At 67.9% G+C, this 20,854-nt stretch carries 23 protein-coding genes; 8 read left to right on the top strand and 15 right to left on the bottom strand.

Annotated elements, in window-relative coordinates:
• The first annotated feature begins 120 nt into the window (after window positions 1-120).
• The 7 genes from CCR84_RS11430 to CCR84_RS11400 are packed head-to-tail and all read left to right on the top strand — an operon-like array spanning window position 121 to window position 6,300.
• The gene (locus tag CCR84_RS11430) at window positions 121-897 is read left to right on the top strand and encodes a glycosyltransferase family 2 protein (RefSeq protein ID WP_242508682.1); all 777 of its coding nucleotides are present in this window, start codon (window positions 121-123) and stop codon (window positions 895-897) included.
• Window positions 894-1,901, top strand: coding sequence for an NAD-dependent epimerase (locus CCR84_RS11425; RefSeq protein WP_201212357.1), 1,008 nt, complete (start codon window positions 894-896; stop codon window positions 1,899-1,901). Before CCR84_RS11430 ends, CCR84_RS11425 begins: the two co-directional genes overlap by 4 nt.
• A 58-nt stretch (window positions 1,902-1,959) precedes the next feature.
• Complete coding sequence (gene rfbB, locus CCR84_RS11420) at window positions 1,960-3,027, top strand: dTDP-glucose 4,6-dehydratase (RefSeq protein WP_201212355.1); 1,068 nt, start codon at window positions 1,960-1,962, stop codon at window positions 3,025-3,027.
• 6 nt (window positions 3,028-3,033) lie between these two features.
• Window positions 3,034-3,951 carry a dTDP-4-dehydrorhamnose reductase gene (gene rfbD, locus CCR84_RS11415; protein WP_201212353.1) on the top strand — a complete coding sequence of 306 codons (918 nt, stop codon included), beginning with the start codon at window positions 3,034-3,036 and terminating at the stop codon, window positions 3,949-3,951.
• 48 nt (window positions 3,952-3,999) lie between these two features.
• Window positions 4,000-4,911, top strand: a complete 912-nt coding sequence (rfbA, locus tag CCR84_RS11410) for a glucose-1-phosphate thymidylyltransferase RfbA (RefSeq protein ID WP_201212351.1) — start codon at window positions 4,000-4,002, stop codon at window positions 4,909-4,911.
• A complete protein-coding gene (rfbC, locus tag CCR84_RS11405; RefSeq protein ID WP_201212349.1) occupies window positions 4,908-5,459 on the top strand; it encodes a dTDP-4-dehydrorhamnose 3,5-epimerase in 552 nt (183 codons plus the stop codon). Before rfbA ends, rfbC begins: the two co-directional genes overlap by 4 nt.
• Before the next feature lie 13 nt (window positions 5,460-5,472).
• Complete coding sequence (locus CCR84_RS11400) at window positions 5,473-6,300, top strand: symmetrical bis(5'-nucleosyl)-tetraphosphatase (RefSeq protein WP_201212347.1); 828 nt, start codon at window positions 5,473-5,475, stop codon at window positions 6,298-6,300.
• 54 nt (window positions 6,301-6,354) lie between these two features.
• On the opposite strand, the gene CCR84_RS11395 is transcribed toward CCR84_RS11400, so the two are convergent.
• The 11 genes from CCR84_RS11395 to CCR84_RS11345 all read right to left on the bottom strand — a co-directional run bounded on the left by CCR84_RS11395 (window position 6,355) and on the right by CCR84_RS11345 (window position 15,255).
• Window positions 6,355-7,131, bottom strand: coding sequence for a lysophospholipid acyltransferase family protein (locus tag CCR84_RS11395; protein ID WP_201212345.1), 777 nt, complete (start codon window positions 7,129-7,131; stop codon window positions 6,355-6,357).
• 128 nt (window positions 7,132-7,259) lie between these two features.
• Complete coding sequence (locus CCR84_RS11390; RefSeq protein ID WP_201212343.1) at window positions 7,260-8,018, bottom strand: GNAT family N-acetyltransferase; 759 nt, start codon at window positions 8,016-8,018, stop codon at window positions 7,260-7,262.
• Between the two features lie 210 nt (window positions 8,019-8,228).
• Window positions 8,229-8,735: an outer membrane lipoprotein gene (locus tag CCR84_RS11385; RefSeq protein ID WP_242508681.1), complete on the bottom strand. Its 507-nt coding sequence runs from the start codon at window positions 8,733-8,735 to the stop codon at window positions 8,229-8,231.
• A 58-nt stretch (window positions 8,736-8,793) separates the two neighbouring features.
• Window positions 8,794-9,729, bottom strand: a complete 936-nt coding sequence (locus CCR84_RS11380; protein WP_201212341.1) for a carbohydrate kinase family protein — start codon at window positions 9,727-9,729, stop codon at window positions 8,794-8,796.
• A gap of 98 nt (window positions 9,730-9,827) precedes the next feature.
• Window positions 9,828-10,610, bottom strand: a complete 783-nt coding sequence (locus CCR84_RS16530; protein ID WP_201212339.1) for a DUF3426 domain-containing protein — start codon at window positions 10,608-10,610, stop codon at window positions 9,828-9,830.
• 3 nt (window positions 10,611-10,613) lie between these two features.
• Window positions 10,614-11,507, bottom strand: a complete 894-nt coding sequence (gene prmA, locus CCR84_RS11370; protein WP_201212337.1) for a 50S ribosomal protein L11 methyltransferase — start codon at window positions 11,505-11,507, stop codon at window positions 10,614-10,616.
• A gap of 1 nt (window position 11,508) precedes the next feature.
• On the bottom strand, window positions 11,509-12,873 hold the full coding sequence (gene accC / locus CCR84_RS11365; protein WP_201212335.1) for an acetyl-CoA carboxylase biotin carboxylase subunit: 1,365 nt from the start codon (window positions 12,871-12,873) through the stop codon (window positions 11,509-11,511).
• Between the two features lie 6 nt (window positions 12,874-12,879).
• Window positions 12,880-13,332, bottom strand: coding sequence for an acetyl-CoA carboxylase biotin carboxyl carrier protein (gene accB, locus CCR84_RS11360; RefSeq protein ID WP_201212333.1), 453 nt, complete (start codon window positions 13,330-13,332; stop codon window positions 12,880-12,882).
• Window positions 13,333-13,410: 78 nt separating this feature from the next.
• Entirely contained in the window at window positions 13,411-13,902 is a 492-nt protein-coding gene (gene aroQ, locus CCR84_RS11355; RefSeq protein WP_201212331.1) for a type II 3-dehydroquinate dehydratase, read from the bottom strand.
• 193 nt (window positions 13,903-14,095) lie between these two features.
• Window positions 14,096-14,659 carry a TlpA family protein disulfide reductase gene (locus tag CCR84_RS11350; protein WP_201212330.1) on the bottom strand — a complete coding sequence of 188 codons (564 nt, stop codon included), beginning with the start codon at window positions 14,657-14,659 and terminating at the stop codon, window positions 14,096-14,098.
• Window positions 14,656-15,255 carry a hypothetical protein gene (locus CCR84_RS11345; protein ID WP_201212328.1) on the bottom strand — a complete coding sequence of 200 codons (600 nt, stop codon included), beginning with the start codon at window positions 15,253-15,255 and terminating at the stop codon, window positions 14,656-14,658. The genes CCR84_RS11350 and CCR84_RS11345 overlap by 4 nt, the downstream gene beginning before the upstream one ends.
• 198 nt (window positions 15,256-15,453) lie before the next feature.
• Between CCR84_RS11345 and mpl the strand changes: the two genes are divergently transcribed.
• Entirely contained in the window at window positions 15,454-16,815 is a 1,362-nt protein-coding gene (gene mpl / locus CCR84_RS11340) for a UDP-N-acetylmuramate:L-alanyl-gamma-D-glutamyl-meso-diaminopimelate ligase (protein WP_201212326.1), read from the top strand.
• Between the two features lie 21 nt (window positions 16,816-16,836).
• On the opposite strand, the gene rpoH is transcribed toward mpl, so the two are convergent.
• The 4 genes from rpoH to ftsY all read right to left on the bottom strand — a co-directional run bounded on the left by rpoH (window position 16,837) and on the right by ftsY (window position 20,675).
• Window positions 16,837-17,685, bottom strand: a complete 849-nt coding sequence (rpoH, locus tag CCR84_RS11335; protein ID WP_201212324.1) for an RNA polymerase sigma factor RpoH — start codon at window positions 17,683-17,685, stop codon at window positions 16,837-16,839.
• 451 nt (window positions 17,686-18,136) lie between these two features.
• Window positions 18,137-19,033, bottom strand: coding sequence for a permease-like cell division protein FtsX (ftsX, locus tag CCR84_RS11330; RefSeq protein ID WP_201212321.1), 897 nt, complete (start codon window positions 19,031-19,033; stop codon window positions 18,137-18,139).
• Window positions 19,030-19,719, bottom strand: coding sequence for a cell division ATP-binding protein FtsE (locus CCR84_RS11325; protein WP_201212320.1), 690 nt, complete (start codon window positions 19,717-19,719; stop codon window positions 19,030-19,032). Before CCR84_RS11325 ends, ftsX begins: the two co-directional genes overlap by 4 nt.
• The gene (gene ftsY / locus CCR84_RS11320) at window positions 19,716-20,675 is read right to left on the bottom strand and encodes a signal recognition particle-docking protein FtsY (protein WP_201212318.1); all 960 of its coding nucleotides are present in this window, start codon (window positions 20,673-20,675) and stop codon (window positions 19,716-19,718) included. The genes CCR84_RS11325 and ftsY overlap by 4 nt, the downstream gene beginning before the upstream one ends.
• Window positions 20,676-20,854 lie beyond the last annotated feature (179 nt).

The raw sequence follows: 20,854 nt of genomic DNA, 5'->3' as shown, positions 1-20,854 counted from the left end.
CGCATCGGCAGGTAAAATGACAGTCTTTGCCCGAAAGCATCGATTATAGCCGCCCGCCCCATGGCTTCCGTACCGACGTCCCCCCCCGCCCAGACTGCTGCCCGCGCATCTCTGCGCCCCTTGTCGGTCGTCCTCATCACCAAGGACGCCGCTGCCCAGTTGCGGCCCTGTCTGGAAAGCGTGGCCTTCGCCGACGAGATCGTCGTCGTCGATTCGGGGAGCGGCGACGGAACGCAGGAACTCGCCGCCGGCTTCGGTGCCCGCGTCATCCATCAGGACTGGCTCGGCTTCGGCCCGCAGAAGCAGTTCGCGGTCGAGCAGGCGGCACATGACTGGGTGCTCTGCCTCGACGCCGACGAGCGCGTCAGTGCGCAGCTCGCGGCGAGCATCCGCGGCGTACTGGCTGCCGCTGATCCCTTTTCCGCGTATCGCTTTGCGCGCTGCAACCGCTTCCTCGGCCGCTACCTGCGCCACGGCGAGGGCTATCCCGACTGGAGCCTGCGTCTCTTCGACCGCCGCCGCGCGCGCTGGTCGGACGACGCGGTGCACGAGAAGGTGATCAGCGACGGCCCGGTCGGCACGATCGCAGGCGAGCTCATGCACGACTCGGCCGAGACCATCGCCCTCTACCTCGGCAAGCAGAACCGCTACACCACGCTCGGCGCGGAAGCCGCCGTCGCCGCCGGCCAGCGCGCGAGCGCCGGCAAGGTCTGGCTGAGCCCGCTGGTGCGCTTCGTAAAGTTCTACTTCGTCCGCCAGGGCTTCCGCGACGGATTGCCCGGCTTCATCCACATCGCCATCGGCTGCTTCAACAGCTTCAGCAAGTACGCCAAGATGATCGAGCTGCAGCAGCGCACCGACCCTTCCGGCAAGCTTCGTCAAGACTCCCGACCATGAAAATCCTCGTCACCGGCGCCGCCGGTTTCATCGGCATGCACCTCTGTGAGCGACTGCTCGCACGCGGCGACGAAGTCGTCGGCTTCGACAACCTGAACGACTACTACGATGTCTCGCTCAAAGAGGCGCGGCTGGCGCGGCTCGCGGGTAAGCCGGGATTCCGTTTCGTGCGTGGCGACCTGGCCGACTCGGCAGCGGTCGCCGAGCTGTTCGCCGGCGAGCGCTTCGAGCGCGTCGCGCACCTCGCGGCACAGGCCGGCGTGCGCTATTCGCTGAAGAACCCGCTCGCCTACGCGCAGGCCAACCTCGTCGGCTTCGTGAACATCCTCGAAGGCTGCCGCCACGGCGGTGTCGGCCATTTGGTCTATGCCAGCAGCTCGTCGGTCTATGGCGGCAACGCCAGGATGCCGTTCGCCGAGTCCGACGCGGTCGACCATCCGGTCAGCCTCTACGCCGCGACCAAGAAGTCGAACGAGCTGATGGCGCACACCTACAGCCACCTCTACGGGCTGCCGGCGACCGGGCTGCGCTTCTTCACCGTCTATGGTCCCTGGGGCCGGCCCGACATGGCGTACTGGAGCTTCACCGAGAAGATCCTCGCCGGGCAGACGATCGACGTCTTCAACCATGGCCAGATGCGCCGCGACTTCACGTACATCGACGACATCGTCGAAGGCGTCGTCCGCGTCCTCGACAAGCCGGCGACAGCCGACGCCGCCTTCGATCCGATGCATCCCGACGCCGGAACGGCGCGCGTCCCGCACCGCGTCTTCAACATCGGCGCCAGCGAGCCCGTGCCACTGCTCGACTTCATCGAAACCCTGGAGAAGGCGCTCGGCCGGAGTGCGCAGAAACGCTTCCTGCCGATGCAGGACGGCGACGTCCCGGCGACCTACGCCGACGTGAGCCGCCTGCAGGCCTGGGTCGGCTTCGCCCCGCAGACCACGGTCGAGGAGGGCGTCATGCGCTTCGTCGACTGGTATCGCAGCTACAAGGGCCTATGATCCTGTCCATCCGCGCCGCGACGCGCGCCTTACCATTTCTGGATATCCTGGAGAAAGCATGATCCTCGTCACCGGCGGCGCCGGCTTCATCGGCGCCAACTTCGTCCTCGACTGGCTGGCGCAATGCGACGAGCCCGTCGTGAACCTCGACAAGCTCACCTACGCGGGCAACCTCGCCAACCTCGCATCGCTCGACGGCGACCCGCGTCACGTCTTCGTCCGCGGCGACATCGGCGATGGCGAACTCCTTGCCCGCCTGCTCGCCGAGCACCGGCCGCGCGCGATCGTGAACTTCGCCGCCGAGAGCCACGTCGACCGCTCTATCCACGGCCCCGGCGCCTTCATCGAGACCAACATCGTCGGCACCTGGCGCCTGCTCGACGCGGCGCGCGCTTATCACGCAAGCCTGGACGAAAGCAGCCGCGAAGCTTTCCGCTTCCTGCACGTGTCGACCGACGAGGTCTATGGCTCGCTCGAAGCCTCCGACCCGCCCTTCGCCGAATCCAACCAGTACCAGCCGAACAGCCCGTACTCGGCCTCGAAGGCCGCGTCCGACCACCTCGTCCGCGCCTGGCACCATACCTTCGGCCTGCCGGTGCTGACGACCAACTGCTCGAACAACTACGGCCCCTACCAGTTTCCCGAGAAGCTGATCCCGCTGGTGATCCACAACGCGCTCGCCGGCAAGCCCTTGCCGATCTACGGCGACGGCAGCAACGTGCGCGACTGGCTCTACGTCGGCGACCACTGTGCGGCGATCCGCCGCGTGCTCGAATGCGGACGCCTCGGCGAGACCTACAACATCGGTGGTTGCAACGAGATGAGCAACCTCGAGGTCGTGCATACGGTCTGCGACCTGCTCGACCGCCATGCGCCGCGGGCCTCGGGCGGCAGCTACCGCGAGCAGATCACCTTCGTCCGCGACCGCCCCGGCCACGACCGCCGCTACGCGATCGATGCACGCAAGATCGCCGGGGAACTCGGCTGGCAGCCGGCCGAGACCTTCGCCAGCGGCATCGAGAAGACGGTGCGCTGGTACCTCGACCACGCCGGCTGGGTCGAGAACGTGACCAGCGGCGCCTACCGCGAGTGGGCACAAGCTAACTACGCCGACCGGAAGGGCTGAACGACGATGAGCACCCCGATCCTCCTGCTCGGCAAGGATGGCCAGGTCGGCTGGCAGTTGCAGCGCTCGCTGGCGCCACTCGGCCGCGTCAGCGCGGTGGGTCGCAGCGAATGCGACTTGTCCGACCTCGACGCCTTGCGTGCGCGGGTGCGCGCCGAGCGCCCGCGCATCATCGTCAATGCCGCCGCGTACACGGCCGTGGACCAGGCCGAGCGCGAGCCCGAACTCGCGCATCGAGTGAACGCGGAAGCGCCCGGACTGCTTGCCGAGGAAGCGAAGGCGCTCGGCGCCTTGCTCGTGCATTACTCGACCGACTATGTCTTCGACGGCAGCAAGGATTCGCCCTGGGTCGAGACCGACGCGACCAACCCGCTTTCCGTGTACGGTCGCAGCAAGCTCGCCGGCGAACAGGCGATCGCCGCAACCGGCGCGCGCGCGCTTGTCTTCCGTACCAGTTGGGTGTTCGGCGCGCGCGGCAAGAACTTCGTCAAGACCATCCTGCGCCTGGCGGGCGAGGGCCGGCCCTTGCGCATCGTCGACGACCAGGTCGGCTCACCGACTCCGGCGGCGATGATCTCGACCGTCAGCGGACTCGTGCTGGCTGCGCTGCGCCGTGGCGAACTGGCTGGCGAGGGCTGCACGCTCTACCACCTCGCCGCTGCCAATCCGGTGAGCTGGTGCGGCTTCGCGCGCGAGATCCTCGCGCTGGCTGCGCGCACGCCCGGCTTCGGCGAACTGCCCGCGCCCGAGTCGGTGACGCCGATCGCCACCGCCGACTATCCCTTGCCGGCGCCGCGCCCGCGCAACTCGCGCCTCGACTGCCGCAAGCTCGAAAGCGATTTCTCGCTTGAACTGCCCGACTGGCAGCCCTACCTCGCGCGCATGATGCAGCTGCTCGCGTTGAAGCGCGCCAACGGTTACTGATCGATCACGCCGGCCGCCCGCCTGCCGGCAGCCAAAGGAAAGTTCCCGATGTCCGTCACTGCTCCCTCTTCCACTCCCGCCCGCAAGGGAATCATCCTCGCCGGCGGTTCCGGCACGCGCCTCTACCCGGCGACGCAGGTCGTTTCCAAGCAGCTGCTGCCGATCTTCGACAAGCCGATGATCTACTACCCGCTGTCGACGCTGCTGCTGGCGGGGATCCGCGACATCCTGATCATCTCGACGCCGCAGGACACGCCGCGCTTCGCGCAGTTGCTCGGCGACGGCGCGCAGTGGGGGATCAATCTGTCCTATGCGGTGCAGCCCTCGCCCGACGGGCTGGCGCAGGCCTTCCTGATCGGCGAGGAATTCCTCGCCGGCGCGCCGTCGGCGCTGGTGCTCGGCGACAACATCTTCTACGGCCACAACTTCGCCACCCTCCTGCAGAAGGCGTCGGCGCGCGCGGACGGGGCCACCGTCTTCGCCTACGCGGTGAACGACCCCGAGCGCTACGGGGTCGTCGAATTCGACGACGCCGGGCGCGCCGTCAGCCTCGAGGAGAAGCCGGCGCAACCGAAGTCACGCTACGCGGTCACCGGCCTCTACTTCTACGACAGCGAGGTCGTCCGCCACGCGCGGACGATCAAGCCCTCGGCGCGCGGTGAGCTGGAGATCACCGACCTGAACCGCCTTTACCTCGAGGCCGGCAAGCTCAAGGTCGAGACCATGGGCCGCGGCTACGCCTGGCTCGACACCGGCACGCACGAATCGATGCTCGAAGCCTCCCAGTTCATCGCCACCCTCGAAAAGCGGCAGGGCTTGAAGGTTGCCGCGCCCGAGGAAATCGCCTGGCGTCACGGCTGGATCGACGATGCGCAGTTCGAGCAGCTTGCCCGGCCGCTCGCCAAGTCGGGCTACGGTCGCTACCTGCTCGGTCTCCTGCAGGAAAGGGTGTTCGCATGAAGATCACTCCGCTGGCCATCCCCGAGGTGTTGCTGATCGAGCCGAAGGTCTTCGGCGACGCGCGCGGTTTCTTCTTCGAGAGCTACAACCGGCGTGCCTTTCAGGATGCGACCGGCTGCGACTGCGACTTCGTGCAGGACAACCACTCGAAGAGTGCGCGCGGGGTCCTGCGCGGACTGCACTACCAGCTGCCGCCGCAGGCGCAGGGCAAGCTGGTGCGCGCCGTTGCCGGCGAGGTATTCGACGTCGCCGTGGACATCCGCCGCGACTCGCCGACTTTCGGCCGCTGGGTCGGCTGCGTGCTCTCCGCAGCGAACTGCCGCCAGCTGTGGATCCCGCCCGGCTTCGCCCACGGTTTCGTGGTCTTGAGCGAATCCGCCGAGTTCCTCTACAAGACGACCGACTACTGGGCGCCCGCGCTCGAACGCGCGATCGCCTGGAACGACCCGGCGATCGGCATCGACTGGCCGCTCACGGGCGAGCCGCTCTTGTCGGGCAAGGACGCAGTGGCGCCGCTGCTCGCGGACGCCGATCTGCCGCCCTGCTGAGGCGAGCGCTGACATGGCCACCTACGCGATCGGCGACATCCAGGGTTGCTACGATTCGTTCAGGCGACTGCTCGACCGCTGCGCCTTCGACCCGGCCTGCGACCGTCTCTGGCTGGTCGGCGACCTCGTCAACCGCGGCCCGCGCTCGCTGGAGACCCTGCGCTTCGTGCGCAGTCTCGGCGACGCGGCGCTCACCGTGCTCGGCAACCACGACCTCTACCTGCTGATGGCGGCCGCCGGCCACGGCAAGCGGGGCAAGGACGATACGCTCGGCGCGATCCTCGCGGCACCCGACCGCGACGAACTGCTCGACTGGTTGCGCCGCCAACGGCTGTGCCATGTCGAGGGCAGCTACTGCCTGGTCCATGCCGGGCTGCTGCCGCAATGGAGCATCTCACAGGCCCGCGCGCTGGCGGCGGAGGTCGAGGCCATGCTGGCCGGCGACGACTACGAGCAGTTCCTGGCCAGGATGTGGGGCAGCGAGCCTGCGAGCTGGTCGGACGATCTGGAAGGCTGGTCGCGGCTGCGCGTGATCGTCAACGCGATGACGCGGATGCGCTTCTGCACCCCGCGAGGTGTGATGGATTTTCGCGTCAAGGGCGAGGTGGCCAAGGCACCGCCGGGCTACCTGCCCTGGTTCGAGGTTCCCGGCCGGCAGAGCGCCGACGCGATCATGGTCGTCGGCCACTGGTCGGCACTCGGGCTCAAGCTCACGCCCAATCTCTACGCGCTCGATTCCGGCTGCCTGTGGGGCGGCCACCTGTCGGCGCTGCGACTCGATGACCTGAGCCTGTTCCAGGTCGATTGCTCGGGCGGCGAGTCGGTGGCACTCGATCTCTGAAAGCGGGGCGGGTTAGGTGTTAGGTGTTAGGTGTCAGGACCTCACACCCGACACTCAGGCGGCGAGCGCTTCTGCTTCGCGCGGCAGATCCAGCCGGTCGGCGATCGCCGCGCGCGCGGCGTGTGCGAGTTCGCGCCGGTTGCCACCGGCAGTGGGCAGCACCTGCGTCGCCCGGATGCGGACAATCAGCTGGCGGCGCTTCACGATCGCCCACAGGCATTCGAGCAGCGTCGTCTCGCCGACGTAGGCGGGCGCCAGGCTGCGCCGGCCGTCGGCTTCATGGTAGGAGATCGCGACCGGCTGCAGCGGACGGCCGCCGCTGATCGCCGGCTGCAGCAGCGCGGCGTGGAAGCCGAGCAGGTGCGTGCCGTCGGTGGTGGTGCCCTCGGGGAAGAGGGCGATGTCGCGCTCGGCGTCGAGCAGCGCGTCGATCTGCGCGTTGACCACCTTGGCGTGGCCGCGGCTGCCGCGCAGCAGGAAGACGGTGTCCGCCTTTGCCGCCAGCCAGCCGATCACCGGCCACTGCCGGACTTCGGCCTTGGCGATGAAGGCGAGCGGGTGCGCCGCGTTGAGCGCGAAGATGTCGAGCCAGGAGATGTGGTTGGCGACGAACAGGCTGCCCGCAACGGTTCCCACCATCTGCGCGTCGAGGCGAACGCCGAGGATGGCGAGCAGTTGCCGCGACCAGCGCTGCTTTAGCGCCAGCCGCCGGCGGACGTCGATCAATGGGTAGACGGTGGCGACCGTCGCCACCCCGGCAAGGAGGTGCAGCGCGAGGCGCAGCAGGCGCCAGGCGCACAGTGGCAGCGGTGTCTGTTCGGTTCGATCCATGGTGGTGCGGGCGCATGCTCCGGAAGGTGGCCGGGCGCGCGGGGGTGGAGAGGGCGGCTCGCTCGGGCGGCGCGGGCGAGCCGCGCGCGCCCGCAGCGGGATTATACGCAGCCCTGCCGCCGGCCGGCTCACTTGCCGAGGAAGTGACGTGCGTAGCGTTCGCCGACGCGCGACATCGGCAACAGGATCGGCAGGTCGGCGGTGTTGAAGTCCGGATCCCAGGCCGGGTCGCCACAGATCCAGGCGCCGGCACGCAGGTAGCCCTTGATCAGGGGCGGCAGCTCGGCCGGGCGCTCGTTGTCCAGTGCTTCCAGCGGCAGCGGGCAACGCGGGAAGACGCGGTATTCGAGCGGGCTCATCTGCTCGCCGAGGCTGCGGTAGATGCTCGCCGCGGCGTGGCCGCCGTCGGCCATGCCGATGCTGGCGCAACCGACCAGGTAATCGTAGCCCCTGTCGCTCATGTACTTGGCGAGTCCCGCCCAGAGCAGGGTGATCGTCGCGCCGCTCCGGTAGTCGGGATGAACGCAGGAGCGGCCGATTTCGACCAGCCGCGGGCGCAGGTGCTGCAGGCGGGTCAGGTCAAACTCGCTTTCGGTGTAGTAGGCGCCGATGCGCCGTGCGTTTTCCGGCGAAAGGATGCGGTAGGTGCCGACGATCTCGCCCGAGTCTTCGTTGCGGACGACCAGGTGCTCGCAGTAGGGGTCGTAGATATCGTGATCAACGCCGGGAGTTCGGGTCGGCAACTTGGCGCCGAGTTCGCCGGCGAAGACGCGATAGCGGAGTTTTTGTGCGGCGAGGATCTCGCGTTCGCAACGCGCGATGTCGACCGAGAGTTTGTGGCGCGCCGGACGGGCGCCTTGCTGGCGAGTGGAGAGTGCTGTCGTCATTTGTTGTCCCTTTGTACTGTGGGGACAACTCTAGGAGGACAGGATTACGCAGCGATTGCGCGCAGGTTACGTGCAGTTTACGCGGCCTGCACCGCGTGGGAGCGGTGCAGGCCGCTGCCGCCGGGCGGGGGCCCTTCCACGAGCAGGGCTCCCGCCCGAGGCCTGCCATGCCCGGCGACGCATGGCGCTGCCGGGCATGTGATTGGCAGTTCAGTGCGAGACGCGCGTCTCGCCGCGGCCGGAGAGGACGCGCACGCGTTCGCCGGGGCGGAAGATTTCGTCGGCTTCCTGGACGATGGCGACCAGCGCACCGCTGTCGAGCTTGACAGTGATTTCGACGCCGTTCTTGATCGAAGTCTGTTCCTCGACAGCGCTGCCGGCGAGGCCGCCGGCGACCGCGCCGAGGATCGCCCCGACGATCTGGCCCTTGCCGCCGCCGACATTGCTGCCGGCAACGCCGCCGACGGCAGCGCCGGCGAGGGTGCCGACACCGGACTTGGTGCCTTCGAGCCTGACTTCACGGACACTTTCGACGATGCCCGTGCGCACGGTCATCTCCTGGCGCGCCTGTTCGCGGGTATAGACGCCGCCCGAACGGCTGCTGGCGCAGCCGACGACCGAGACGAGGCAGACGCCGGCGAGCAGCGCTGCGGCAAGGCGCTGCGGCCGCCTGCCGAGGTCTTGCGTTGCCGATGGCTGGGTGGAAAGCATGCTCATGTTCGTTCCTTTCACGGTTGATTGGGCGGTGCCGCCCGGCGGGGCGGAGTCTTTTCCCTTACCAGAGCGCTGCACCGAAGGCGGCGGCGAAACGCTCGCCGATTTCCTCGCGGCTCGGGCGGTGGTTCTGGCCGCCGCGCTGCGCGATCTTGATCGATCCCATCAGCGAGGCGAGGCGTCCGGTCTTCTCCCAGTCCCAGCCGGCCTCGATCCCGTAGAGCAGTCCGGCGCGGTAGGCGTCACCGCAGCCGGTCGGATCGACGACCTCGTCGGCGGTGACGGAAGGGATCTTCAGCAATTCACCGTCGCAACGGACTTCCGATCCCTCGCCGCCGCGGGTGACGATCAGCGCGCGCACTTCGCCGGCGAGTTCGTCGAGCGTCCGTCCGGTGCGGTCGCAGAGCAGTCGCGCCTCGTAGTCGTTGAAACAGGCGTAATCGGCCAGGCGCATGAACTCAAGCAACTCGTCACCCGAGAACATCGGCATGCCCTGGCCGGGGTCGAACAAGAAGGGGATGCCGGCAGCGGCGAAGTCGCGCGCGTGCTTCTGCATGCCGTCGCGGCCGTCGGGGGAAACGATCCCGAGCGTCGCGTTCGCGGCGTCGGCGATGTGGTTCTCGTGCGAGAAGCTCATCGCGCCGGGGTGGAAGGCGGTGATCTGGTTGTCGTCGAGGTCGGTGGTGATGAAGGCCTGCGCGGTGAAGCTGCCGGGCACCCGGCGCACGTGCGTGCGCGCCAGGCCGAGCGCGTCGAGGCGCGCCAGGTACGGGTCGGCGTCGTCGCCGACGGTGGCCATGATCAGCGGATCGCCGCCGAGCAGTTGCAGGTTGTAGGCGATGTTGCCGGCGCAGCCGCCGAACTCGCGGCGCATCTCGGGAGCGAGGAAGGCGACGTTGAGGATGTGCAGTTGCTCGGGAAGGATGTGGTTCTTGAAGCGATCATGGAAGACCATGATCGTGTCGTAGGCGATGGAGCCGCAGATGAGCGTTGACATGTTCGATTTTGATGGTGGGTAAGGTCGGGATTATAGTCCGGCGTCGGCTGCGCACGCGCCTCGCCGCCGGCGAAAATCCCGGACGCGATGTGGCAGCTTCAGGGGTGGAAGAGGTAGAGGCGGTAGCCGGCCGGAGCCAGGTCGCCGGCATCGAGGCGCAGGCTCAGCGCGATCTCGCTGTTGCCGGCGAAGGGCTCGCCGGCGCGCGCCGGGTCGGCCAGGTATTGCTCGGGCGTGAACACCTTGCGTGCCAGGACCTGCTCGCCGCCATCGAGCAGGGTCAGTTCGAGCAGGGGCAGCGCTTGTGACTGCGGCGAGCGGTTGGCGAGCGTCGCCGTCAGCAGCAGTTGTCCCGCCTGGCGCGGGTCAGCCTCCAGGTCGGAACGTTCGAAGTGGATCAGCTCGATCTGCTGCAGACTGCCGTCGACGTCGGTCGCCAGCGTCCTCGTTGCCGGCGCGTTGGGCTCATGTTCGCCGTCCAAGAGGAAGACGAGTTGGACGGCGAGCAGCGCGACGAGCAGCGCCACCAGCCAGCGCCCCGGGCTCGCCTTGGCTGGCGCAGGTGCGCCTTCGTTCCACTTGCTGTAGCCGGGGATTTCGCTGCTCTGCCGCGGCAGCAAGCCGCCGGCTGCCAGGTCGTTGCCGCCATCCTGCTCGCCGCCTGCAGCGGCTGCGTCTTCGCGCAGGACGGGCTCCACCTTGCCGCCGTCGGCCAGCGGCTGCAGGGCGGTGTTCCCGGCAGTCGTGTCGACGTCGTCGGTCACGGCCGAATCCTGCGCGTTGAAGATCGTGGCGCAGTTGCCGCAGCGCACCTGCGCCGAAGACGCGTGTTCCTCGTCGAGCCGGAAAATCGTCGCGCAGGCCGGGCAGCGCGTCTTCACCGCCTACTCCGCGCGCGTCCCGCTCAGGCAGACCCAGCCCTCGCGCGTGTCGGCGACGGCAAGCGCTATCCACGGCGCGTAGCAGGCGATCAACTCCTCCGCCTGTTCGGCGAGGATGCCGGAGAGCGCGAGCTTGCCGCCGGGACGCACGAAGCCAGCGAGCGCCGGCGCCAGTGCGCGCAGCGGATTGGCGAGGATATTTGCGACAACGATGTCGAACGTGCGCCCAACGTGTTGCGAAGCGGCGTGAAAGTGCGCCGTGACCGCGTTGCGCTCGGCGTTGTCGCGGGCGGCATCGAGCGCCTGCGGGTCGATGTCGACGCCCTGTACCTCGCCGGCGCCGAGGCGTGCTGCGGCGATGGCGAGGATGCCCGAACCGCAGCCGTAGTCGAGCAGCGAGTCACCGGGCTTCACCTCGCGTTCGATCCATTCTAGGCAGAGGCGGGTGGTCGGGTGTGAACCGGTACCGAAGGCCATGCCGGGGTCGAGCACGAGGACGATCGCTTCCGGGTCGGGTGCCGCGTGCCACGAGGGCACGATCCACAGGCGCTCGGAGACACGGATCGGTTCGAACTGCGCCTGGGTCAGTCGCACCCAGTCCTGCTCGGCGACGCTGTCGACCTTGTAGGCGGGCGTCTGCGCGAGGCCGACGGCCTGCGCCGCGCTATCGATCAGGGCAGCGACATCCGCATCCTCATCGAGCAGCGCGACGACGCGGGAACGGTCCCAGCCGGGCGTCGTCACCGATCCGGGTTCGCCGAACTGCGGCTTCTCCTCGGCGGTGCCTGCGGCAGCGTCCTCGATACTCGCCGAGAGGGCGCCGGCTTCCATCAGGGCGTCCGCCAGCGCCTCGGCGCGCGCGCAGTCGGTTTCGATGGCGACAGAGAGCCAGGCCACCTCAGTTCACCTTCTTCACTTCGCCACGGTCGGCGAGCTTGTGTTCGAGATAGTGGATGCTCGTACCGCCTTCGACGAAGCGGGCGTCCTGCATCAGTTCCTGGTGCAGCGCGATGTTGGTCTTGATCCCGTCGATGCTCATCTCGGACAGCGCGATGCGCATGCGGCGGATCGCCTGCTCGCGCGTGTCGCCGTAGGCGATCACCTTGGCGACCATCGAGTCGTAGTGCGAGGGTACCGTGTAGCCCTGGTAGATGTGCGAGTCGACGCGGATGCCGGGGCCACCGGGCGGGTGGTAGGCGACGATCTTGCCGGGCGAGGGAACGAAGGTGAACGGATCTTCGGCGTTGATCCGGCATTCGATCGCGTGGCCACGGAATTCGAGGTCGCGCTGCCTGAAGCGCAATTTTTCGCCGTAGGCGACGCGGATCTGCTCCTGGACGAGGTCGATGCCGCTGATCATCTCGGTGACCGGGTGCTCGACCTGGATGCGCGTGTTCATCTCGATGAAGTAGAACTCGCCGTTCTCGTAGAGGAACTCGAAGGTGCCGGCGCCGCGGTAGTTGATGCGGCGGCAGGCGTCGGCGCAGCGTTCGCCGATGCGCGCGATATGGCGCAGCGCGATGCCGGGAGCCGGGGCTTCCTCGATCACCTTCTGGTGGCGTCTTTGCATCGAACAGTCGCGTTCGCGCAGGTAAACGGCGTTGCGATGGCTGTCCGAGAGCACCTGGATTTCGACGTGGCGCGGGTTCTCGAGGAACTTCTCCATGTACACCATCGGGTTGCCGAAGGCCGTCTGCGCTTCCTGCTTGGTCATGGCGACGGCGTTGATCAGTGCCGCCTCGGTATGCACGACGCGCATGCCGCGACCGCCACCGCCGCCGGCGGCCTTGATGATCACCGGGTAGCCGATGGCGCGCGCGATCGCCTGGATTTCGCGTGGATCGTCGGGCAGCGCGCCCTCCGAGCCGGGGACGCAGGGGACGCCGGCAGCACGCATCGCCGCCTTGGCCGAGACCTTGTCGCCCATCAGGCGGATCGTCTCGGGGCGCGGGCCGATGAAGGTGAAGCCCGAAGTCTCGACGCGCTCGGCGAAGTCGGCGTTCTCGGAGAGGAAGCCGTAGCCGGGGTGGATCGCCTCGGCGTCGGTGACCTCGGCGGCCGAGATGATCGCCGGGATGTTGAGGTAGCTCTGTGCAGATGCTGCCGGGCCAATGCACACCGACTCGTCGGCGAGGCGGACGTACTTGGCTTCACGGTCGGCGGCCGAGTGCACGACGACCGTCTTGATGCCGAGCTCGCGGCAGGCGCGCTGGATGCGCAGGGCAATTTCGCCACGGTTGGCGATGAGGATTTTGCCGAACATGGCGTCTTATCCGATGATGAACAGCGGTTCGCCGAACTCGACCGGTTGTCCGTTTTCGACGAGGATGGCCTTCACCGTACCGGCGACGTCGGCCTCGATCTCGTTGAGCAGCTTCATTGCCTCGATGATGCACAGCGTGTCGCCGACCTTGACCGTCGAGCCGACCTCGACGAAAGGCTCGGCGCCGGGGCTGGCCGCGCGGTAGAAGGTGCCGACCATCGGCGAGGTGACCTCGCTGCCTTCGGGCTCCTCTTCCTCGTCTTCGAGCGAAACGCTCGACGCGGCGGGCGCGCTCGCCACGACCGGCGGCGGCGCGTATTGCGGCATGCTCCAGCCACCGGTGGGCTGCGGTGCATGCTTGGCGATACGCACCTTTTCCTCGCCTTCGGTGACTTCCAGTTCGGAGATTCCCGATTCCTGGACGAGGTCGATCAGTTTCTTGAGTTTGCGCAGATCCATGTGATTTCTCCGTCAGAATTCTTGAACGCCGTGCCGTTCCGGCGCGGCGGGTGCTGTGTCGACCCCTCGCGGCGCGCGTCAGTCCTGGCGCAGCCTGCCGATGATGTAGTCGAGCGCGAGCAGGTAGCTCTCGTTGCCCAGTCCGCTGATCACGCCGATGGCGAGGTCGGAGAAGTACGAGTGCTGCCGGAAAGGCTCGCGCGCGTGGACGTTCGACAGATGGACTTCGATGAAAGGAATGCCGACCGCGGCGATGGCGTCGCGCAGCGCGACGCTGGTATGAGTATAGGCAGCGGGATTGATGATCAGATAGCGAACGCCCTCTGCGCGCGCCGCGTGAATCCGCTCGATGAGCGCCCCTTCGTGATTGCTCTGGAAACTGTCGAGCTGGATGCCGGCGGCTTCCGCGCGACAGGCGAGCGCCAGATTGATGTCGGCTAGCGTGTGCAATCCGTAGTGCTTGGGTTCGCGCGTACCGAGCAGGTTGAGGTTCGGTCCGTGGATGACGAGCACGCGTCCGCTAGCAGTGGGCGATTCCGCGTCGTCGGACGATTCTTTCTGCTTTTTCATGTCTGCAAGTTTGCCGCAATTCGCCGCAACTTGTCCACTTCGGCATTTCTTGTCGTCATCTTGCCGCCAAAAAACTGCTGCGCGGGCGGCTGAAAAAGCAGTGTTCGGGCCTGGCGAGCCCCGTCCGGCACAGGGCCCATGGTGCAGCGCAGCCTGTCCTCGTGGCCTGTCTGTGCTCCTGGTTAGCCGCGCCTTATCTGTTAAGTAATTGTTTTATATGGTTTTCGAGTTCTTCTTCGGCGACGTAGCCTAGGCGCGCGAAGCGCGCACGACCGCCGGCATCGATGATCAGCGTGTAGGGAAGCGCGAGTGTCCGGTTGCCGATCGCGCGGGCGAGTTCGCTGGCGCTCTCATGGCCCGCTTCGTTACCCAGCAGCAGCGGGTAGTTGACCGGTGTCTGTGCCACGAAATGGCGCACGTTGTCTGCAGAATCGAGGGCGATGCCGACAAATTGGACGCCATCTGCGCCATATTTTTCTTGCAGGCGGGCAAAGCCCGGCATTTCGTCGCGGCACGGCGGGCACCATGCCGCCCAGAAATTGATCACCAGGGTTTTTCCCCGCCACTGCGCTAGTGCTTGCGGGCGCCCGTCGCTGTCGACCAGCGTGCTGGCGAACACCGCGCTGGCGGCGTCGGCCGGGATCTCGGTGCGCTTGCCGGCGCTGCCGTCCTTGCCCGGCGCGGAGGCGTAAAGTCCGGCAAGCACGGCGGCGATGGCGATGGTCAGGCCGGCGAGGAGGATCGGGAGCCTGTTCATGAGTTGGCCTCGGTTTCGGCATTGAGGGCGAGCAGCGCCGGCAGCCGCAGTCGGGTGCGCACCCGTCCGTCGCGCCCGCGGGCGCTGACGCGCTCTTCATGCGGCGGATAGACGACGAGATTGACGGTGGTGGGGCCACGGTCGATGCTGAGGACGGCCTCGGCCCGGTCGTTGCGCGGAACGCTGTGGCGGAATTCGATGCCCTGATTGAGGAGGAAGATCTCGACGTCCTTGGCCGTGTCGGTGAATAACTGCAGGTCGATCTCGGCGTGTCTGCCGGCGCTGCCGTCTGCCACCGATCCGGCGAGATAGGGGTTGAATCGCTGCACGATGGCCATCATTTCGGCGGCGATCGTTCGCAGCTGGTGCAGTCGCTGGCGCTGTTCGTCGCCCTGGAAGAGGCGCAGGCGCGTGCGCAGTTCGCTCTCGATGGCGCTGTCGTCGGGCAGTTCGACGCTGTCGGGAAGCGCGAGCATGCGCACCGCCTTGCGTTTGGCGACGCCGTAGTCGGCGATTCCGTCCTCGGCGATGATGCGTGCGGCTGCGCTGGCGATCAGCGCCCGCTGCTGGGGTGAATGGTCTCGGCGGCGGGGCATGTCGGTGTCGGGGCTGAGGGAGGCTGGCCGGTCGCGGGATGGCGCCGGCTGCAGTGCGGAAGTGGCAGACTAGCCGTCCGCCGCGGTGCTGGCAAGTGTCGTCGGCGGCCGATCCTGCTTTCTCGTTTCCGCCGGGGCGCTGCGGCCCTCTCCGCCAGCGCTACAATCCGTCCTCGATCACTGTTTGCTTTCAAGCTCATGCGAATTCACATTCTTGGTATCTGCGGCACGTTCATGGGCGGGCTCGCGCAACTGGCGCGGGCTGCCGGCCATCAGGTCAGCGGCTGCGATGCCGGCGTCTATCCGCCGATGAGCGAGCAGCTCACCGCGGCCGGGATCACCCTCGTCGAGGGCTACGACGCCGCGCAGATCGACCTCGGCGCCGAGCTCTACGTCGTCGGCAACGCGATTTCGCGCGGCAATCCGCTGCTCGAAGCAATCCTCGACCGCGGGCTGCCCTATGTTTCGGGGCCGCAGTGGCTCGCCGAGAACGTCCTGCGCGGGCGCTGGACGCTGGCGGTGGCGGGGACGCACGGCAAGACGACGACCTCGTCGCTGCTCGCCTGGATCCTCGAGGATGCCGGGCTCGCCCCCGGCTTCCTGATCGGCGGCGTGCCGCAGAACTTCGGCGTTTCCGCGCGCCTGGCCGGCGAGCTCGCCGACTCGCCTTTCTTCGTGATCGAGGCCGACGAATACGATACCGCCTTCTCCGACAAGCGCTCGAAGTTCGTGCACTATCTGCCGCGGACCCTGGTCCTGAACAATCTCGAGTTCGATCATGCGGACATCTTCAGCGATCTGGCGGCGATCGAGACGCAGTTCCACCATCTCGTGCGTACCCTGCCGCGCTCCGGGCAGATCGTCTGCAATGCCTCGGAGGTCAGCCTCGGACGCGTCCTGGCGCGCGGCTGCTGGACGCCGGTCGAATACTTCAACCGCGCCGACGGCTGGCATGCCACCGGCGACGACGCCGACGGCAGCTTCAGCCTGTGGCAGGGCAGCGAGCTCGTCGCCACGACGCAGTGGTCGCTGAGTGGCGAGCACAACCGCGCCAATGCCGTGGCCGCCCTGCTCGCGGCGCGGCACGTCGGCGTCCCGCTCGAACAGGGGATCGCGGCGCTGTCGCGCTTCGCCGGCGTCCGCCGGCGCATGGAATTGCGCGGCGTCGTTGCCGGCGTCTCGGTCTACGACGATTTTGCCCACCATCCGACGGCGATCGAGACGACCATCGCCGGCCTGCGGCGCAAGGTCGGCGCTGCCCGCATCCTGGCGGTGATCGAGCCGCGCTCGAACACGATGAAACTCGGCCTGATGAAGGCGCAGTTGCCGGCGGCGCTCGCCGGCGCCGACCGGGTCTTCTGCTGTTCAGCGGGGCTCGACTGGGATGCGGCGGCTGCGCTGGCGCCGCTCGGCGAGCGCGTGCAGGTCGCTGCCGATGTCGACGCGCTCGCCACGGCGATCGTCGCCGCCGCGCGTCCCGGTGATCAGGTGCTGGTGATGAGCAACGGCGGCTTCGGCGGCATCCACGGCAAGCTGCTCGCCGCTCTCGGGACAGTATGAACCATACTGTCCCCAGCCCGCTTACGCGGGCGTGAGTGCCGCGCGCATCTTCTGCATCGCCTTCGCTTCGATCTGGCGGATGCGCTCGGCGGAAACGCCGAATTCGGCGGCGAGTTCGTGCAGGGTCGCGGCTTCGTCGTCGGCCAGCCAGCGCGACTCGATGATGCGCCGGCTGCGCGGGTCGAGCGTCGCCAGCGCCGCCTGCAGGCCTTCGCCCTGCAGCCGTTCGCGCGCGCGCGCCTCGAGCACGCGCGTCGGCTCGCTGCTCGCGTCGGCGAGGTAGGCGATCGGCGCAAAGCCTTCATCCTCGTCGTCGTTCGCCTCCAGCGCCAGGTCGCGGCCGGACAGGCGGGTTTCCATCTCGACCACGTCTTCGGGCTTGACCGAGAGGCGGTGGGCGATGTCGGCAACCTGTGCCGGCAGCAGGGTCGAGCTGTCGGACTTCATGCTGCGCAGGTTGAAGAACAGCTTGCGCTGCGCCTTGGTCGTCGCCGTCTTGACCAGACGCCAGTTCCTGACGATGTATTCGTGGATCTCGGCCTTGATCCAGTGCAGCGCGAACGACACCAGGCGCACGCCACGGTCTGGGTCGAAGCGCTTGACAGCCTTCATCAGGCCGATGTTGCCTTCCTGGATCAGGTCGGCGTGCGGCAGCCCGTAGCCGAGGTAGCCGCGGGCGATCGAGACGACCAGGCGCAGGTGCGACAGCACCAGCTGGCGCGCGGCCTCCAGGTCGTCTTCCTTGCGAAAACGGGACGCGAGATCGAACTCTTCCTTCTCGGTCAGCAGCGGGAAGCGGTTCGCCGCCCGGATGTAGGCGTCGAGGTCGCCAACGGCTGAGGGCATCGGAAAAGCCAGAGCTTGGGTCATTGGTCGGTGTCCTCCTTGTTGTTACGCGAAGAATTCTAGCACTCGTGCCATGAGAGTGCTAACAGGCGGAAAGGTTCTCGGCCCGGAGGCCTTTTGGCGGCGACTGGCGGTCGTGGCGGCTCGCCGCGGCGCACGAAATGCGCTCATTTGCTGCCGTCATGCGAGGCGCGCAGCGCCGTGGCAACCCAGTCCGTTCTTCTGTCTCGGCGCCGTTTGAATTAGCAGCCCTGCGCACTGGATCGCCACGCCCTGCGGGCTCGCGATGACGAGTTGCGCCGCCTTCGAGCATGAAACGCGCCCATCTGCTGAAGTCATTGCGAGGCGCGCAGCGCCGTGGCAATCCAGTTCGTTTTTCTACTTTCGCGGCCTTGCCAACTGACGGGCTGCTGGTCGCGACGGCTTCCGCAGATCACGTCGGCCGATGTTTCACGAAACTGTTCCACGTTTCACGTCAGCCCAGCCGGCGCAGGTGGATCAGCACTGAAATCTGCGCACCGATCCAGCCGAGCAGTGCCCCGCCGCCGACCAGGGCAGCGATTTCGAGCGGGACGAGGCCGTGCAGGCTGAAGCTGCCGCCGTAGAGCGCCGCCAAGCCGGCGACCGGATCGGCGAGCAGGAGGCCGCCGGCCGTGACCAGGGCCACCGCGAGCAGCCCGCCGAGCGCGCCCTGCAGCGCACCGTAATACTGGAACGGCCGGCGGATGAAGTCGTCGGCGGCGCCGATCAGGCGTGCCACCTCGATTTCCTCCGCGTGCGCGAGGATCTGCAGGCGGATGGTGTTGAAGGTGACCGCAACCAGGCCGGCGGCAAAGACCCCGCCGATCAGCGCGACCACCAGGCGGGCGACGTGCAGGAAGGCATCGAATCTGCGCATCCACGCCGAATCGAGATGCACGTCGTCCACCTTCGGCAATTCGGCGAAGGCCTTCACGGCCGCTTCCAGCGCTTCCGGGCTGGCGTCGGCCTCGACGACGAAGGCGTCGGGAAGCGGGTTGCGCGGCAGGCCGGCGGTCAGGTCGGCCATTCCCTCGCGCGCCTGCAGCGCCTGCAGTGCCTCGTCACGCGGCACGAAGCGGACGCTGCCGAGCTTTGCCTGGCGCAGGCCGCGCTCGACCTCGGCGATGGCGGCGGCGTCGGCGTCGTCGGCGAGAAAGACGCTGACCTGCTGCAAGCTGCCGGTGTTCCCGACGGCGAGGCGCAGGTTGTCGATGAACAGCCAGCCGGCGGCCGGCAGGGCCAGCGAGATGCCAATGACCAGCAGCGACAGCGCCGTGTTGAGCGGCGAGGCGACGAGCCGGCGCCAGGCGTCCTGCAGTCCGGCCAGGTGTTGCGAGAACCAGGAAGTCATTGCGCAGCCTCCACGGGCGCGGCGCTCGCCGCCGTATCCAGCAGCCTGCCCTGTTCGAGGGCGATCAGCTGCGGCTCGACGCCGGGGATCGGGCGCGGGTCGTGGCTGGCGATGACGACGGTGACGCCGACGCGATGGAATTCGCGAAAGATGCCGAGGATGTCTGCCGCCGAATCGTTGTCGAGTTTGGCGGTCGGCTCGTCGGCGAGCAACAGGGCCGGCCGATTGACGACGGCGCGCGCGATCGCCAGGCGCTGCTGCTCGCCGCCCGAGAGGGCGACCGGCATCGCCTTCGCCCGGTCGAGCAGGCCGACCTTGTCGAGTGCAGCGAGCGCACGCCGCTCGGCGTCGCGCGGCGGCAGGCCGACGATCGCCAGCGGCAGCAGCACGTTGGCCAGCGCGTTGCGGTCGAAGAGCAGCTTCTGTTCCTGGAAGACGAGGCCGATGTTGCGCCGCAGGTAGGGCAGGGCGCGCCGGCCGAGCGAGGCCAGGTTCTGGCCATTGACGACGATGCCGCCGGACGAGGGGCGCTCGATGGCGGCGATCAGCCGGAACAGCGTCGTCTTGCCGGCGCCGGAGCGGCCGGTGACCCAGGCGAACTTGCCGTCGGCGATCTCGAAACTGACGTCCTTGAGCGCTTCCCGGCCTTCCGGGTAGCGCTTGCAGACCGAGCTGAAGACGATCATTCGAACAGCGCGTCGACGAAGTCGCGCGCACGGAAAGGCCGCAGGTCGTCGATGCCCTCGCCGACGCCGATGAAGCGGATCGGTTTCGGACACTGCGCGGCGATCGCGGCGACGACGCCGCCCTTGGCGGTGCCGTCGAGCTTGGTCAGCACCAGGCCGCTGACCTCGATCGCGCGGTCGAAGGCGGCCACCTGCTGCAGCGCGTTCTGGCCGATGTTGGCGTCGAGGACGAGCAGGGTCTCGTGCGGCGCGGTCGGGTCGGCCTTGCGGATGACGCGGCGGACCTTGGCGATTTCCTCCATCAGGTGCAACTGCGTCGGCAGGCGGCCGGCGGTGTCGGCGAGCACCACGTCGATGCCGCGCGCGCGCGCCGCGCCGATCGCGTCGAAGATCACCGCCGCCGGGTCGCCGCCTTCCTGGGCGATGACGGTGACGCCGTTGCGCTCGCCCCAGGTTTCGAGCTGTTCGCGCGCGGCGGCGCGGAAGGTGTCGCCGGCGGCGAGCAGCACCGACTTGCCCTGCGCCTGGAAGTGGCGTGCGAGCTTGCCGATCGAGGTCGTCTTGCCGGCACCGTTGATGCCGGCGAGCATGATCACGAAGGGCTTGTGCGTCGACACTTCGAGCGGTTGTTCGAGCGGGAGGAGGATGTCGACCAGCGCATCGGCGAGCGCCTGCTGGATCGCCTGCGGCGTCTCCAGCTTTTCGCGTTTGGCGCGCGCCTTCAGGTCGGCGAGCAGGCGCTCGGTCGCCGCGATGCCGACGTCGCTCATCAGGAGGCGCGTTTCCAGCTCCTCGAGCAGTTCGTCGTCGACCTTGCCGCGCGAGAACAGCGCGCCGAGGCCGCCGAGTTGCGAGCGCGTCCGCGCGAGGCCGTTCTTCAGCCGTTCGCGCCAGCTGGGGGCGGGGGCGGCACTGGCCGGGGTCTCGGCCGGGGATTTCTTCAGGAAACCAAACATGAGGGCAGATTTCGGAGGCGGGCGATGGGCGGACCTGAATCGACGATCAGGGGCTGAACTCAGCGCCTGCCGGCACGTCTACCCGTGCGGGCGGCGGCTGCCGGCGCCGTGCCGCGGACATTCGCCGCGCCGGCAGGACCCGGCAGGCGCGGCGATGGTAAGATTGCGCCGCCGAAACC

It is taken from the genome of Rhodocyclus purpureus, assembly GCF_016653115.1.
Lineage (GTDB): Bacteria > Pseudomonadota > Gammaproteobacteria > Burkholderiales > Rhodocyclaceae > Rhodocyclus > Rhodocyclus purpureus.
Note: the sequence above shows the minus strand (reverse complement) of the source record. Positions and strands in the feature narration are given on the sequence as shown.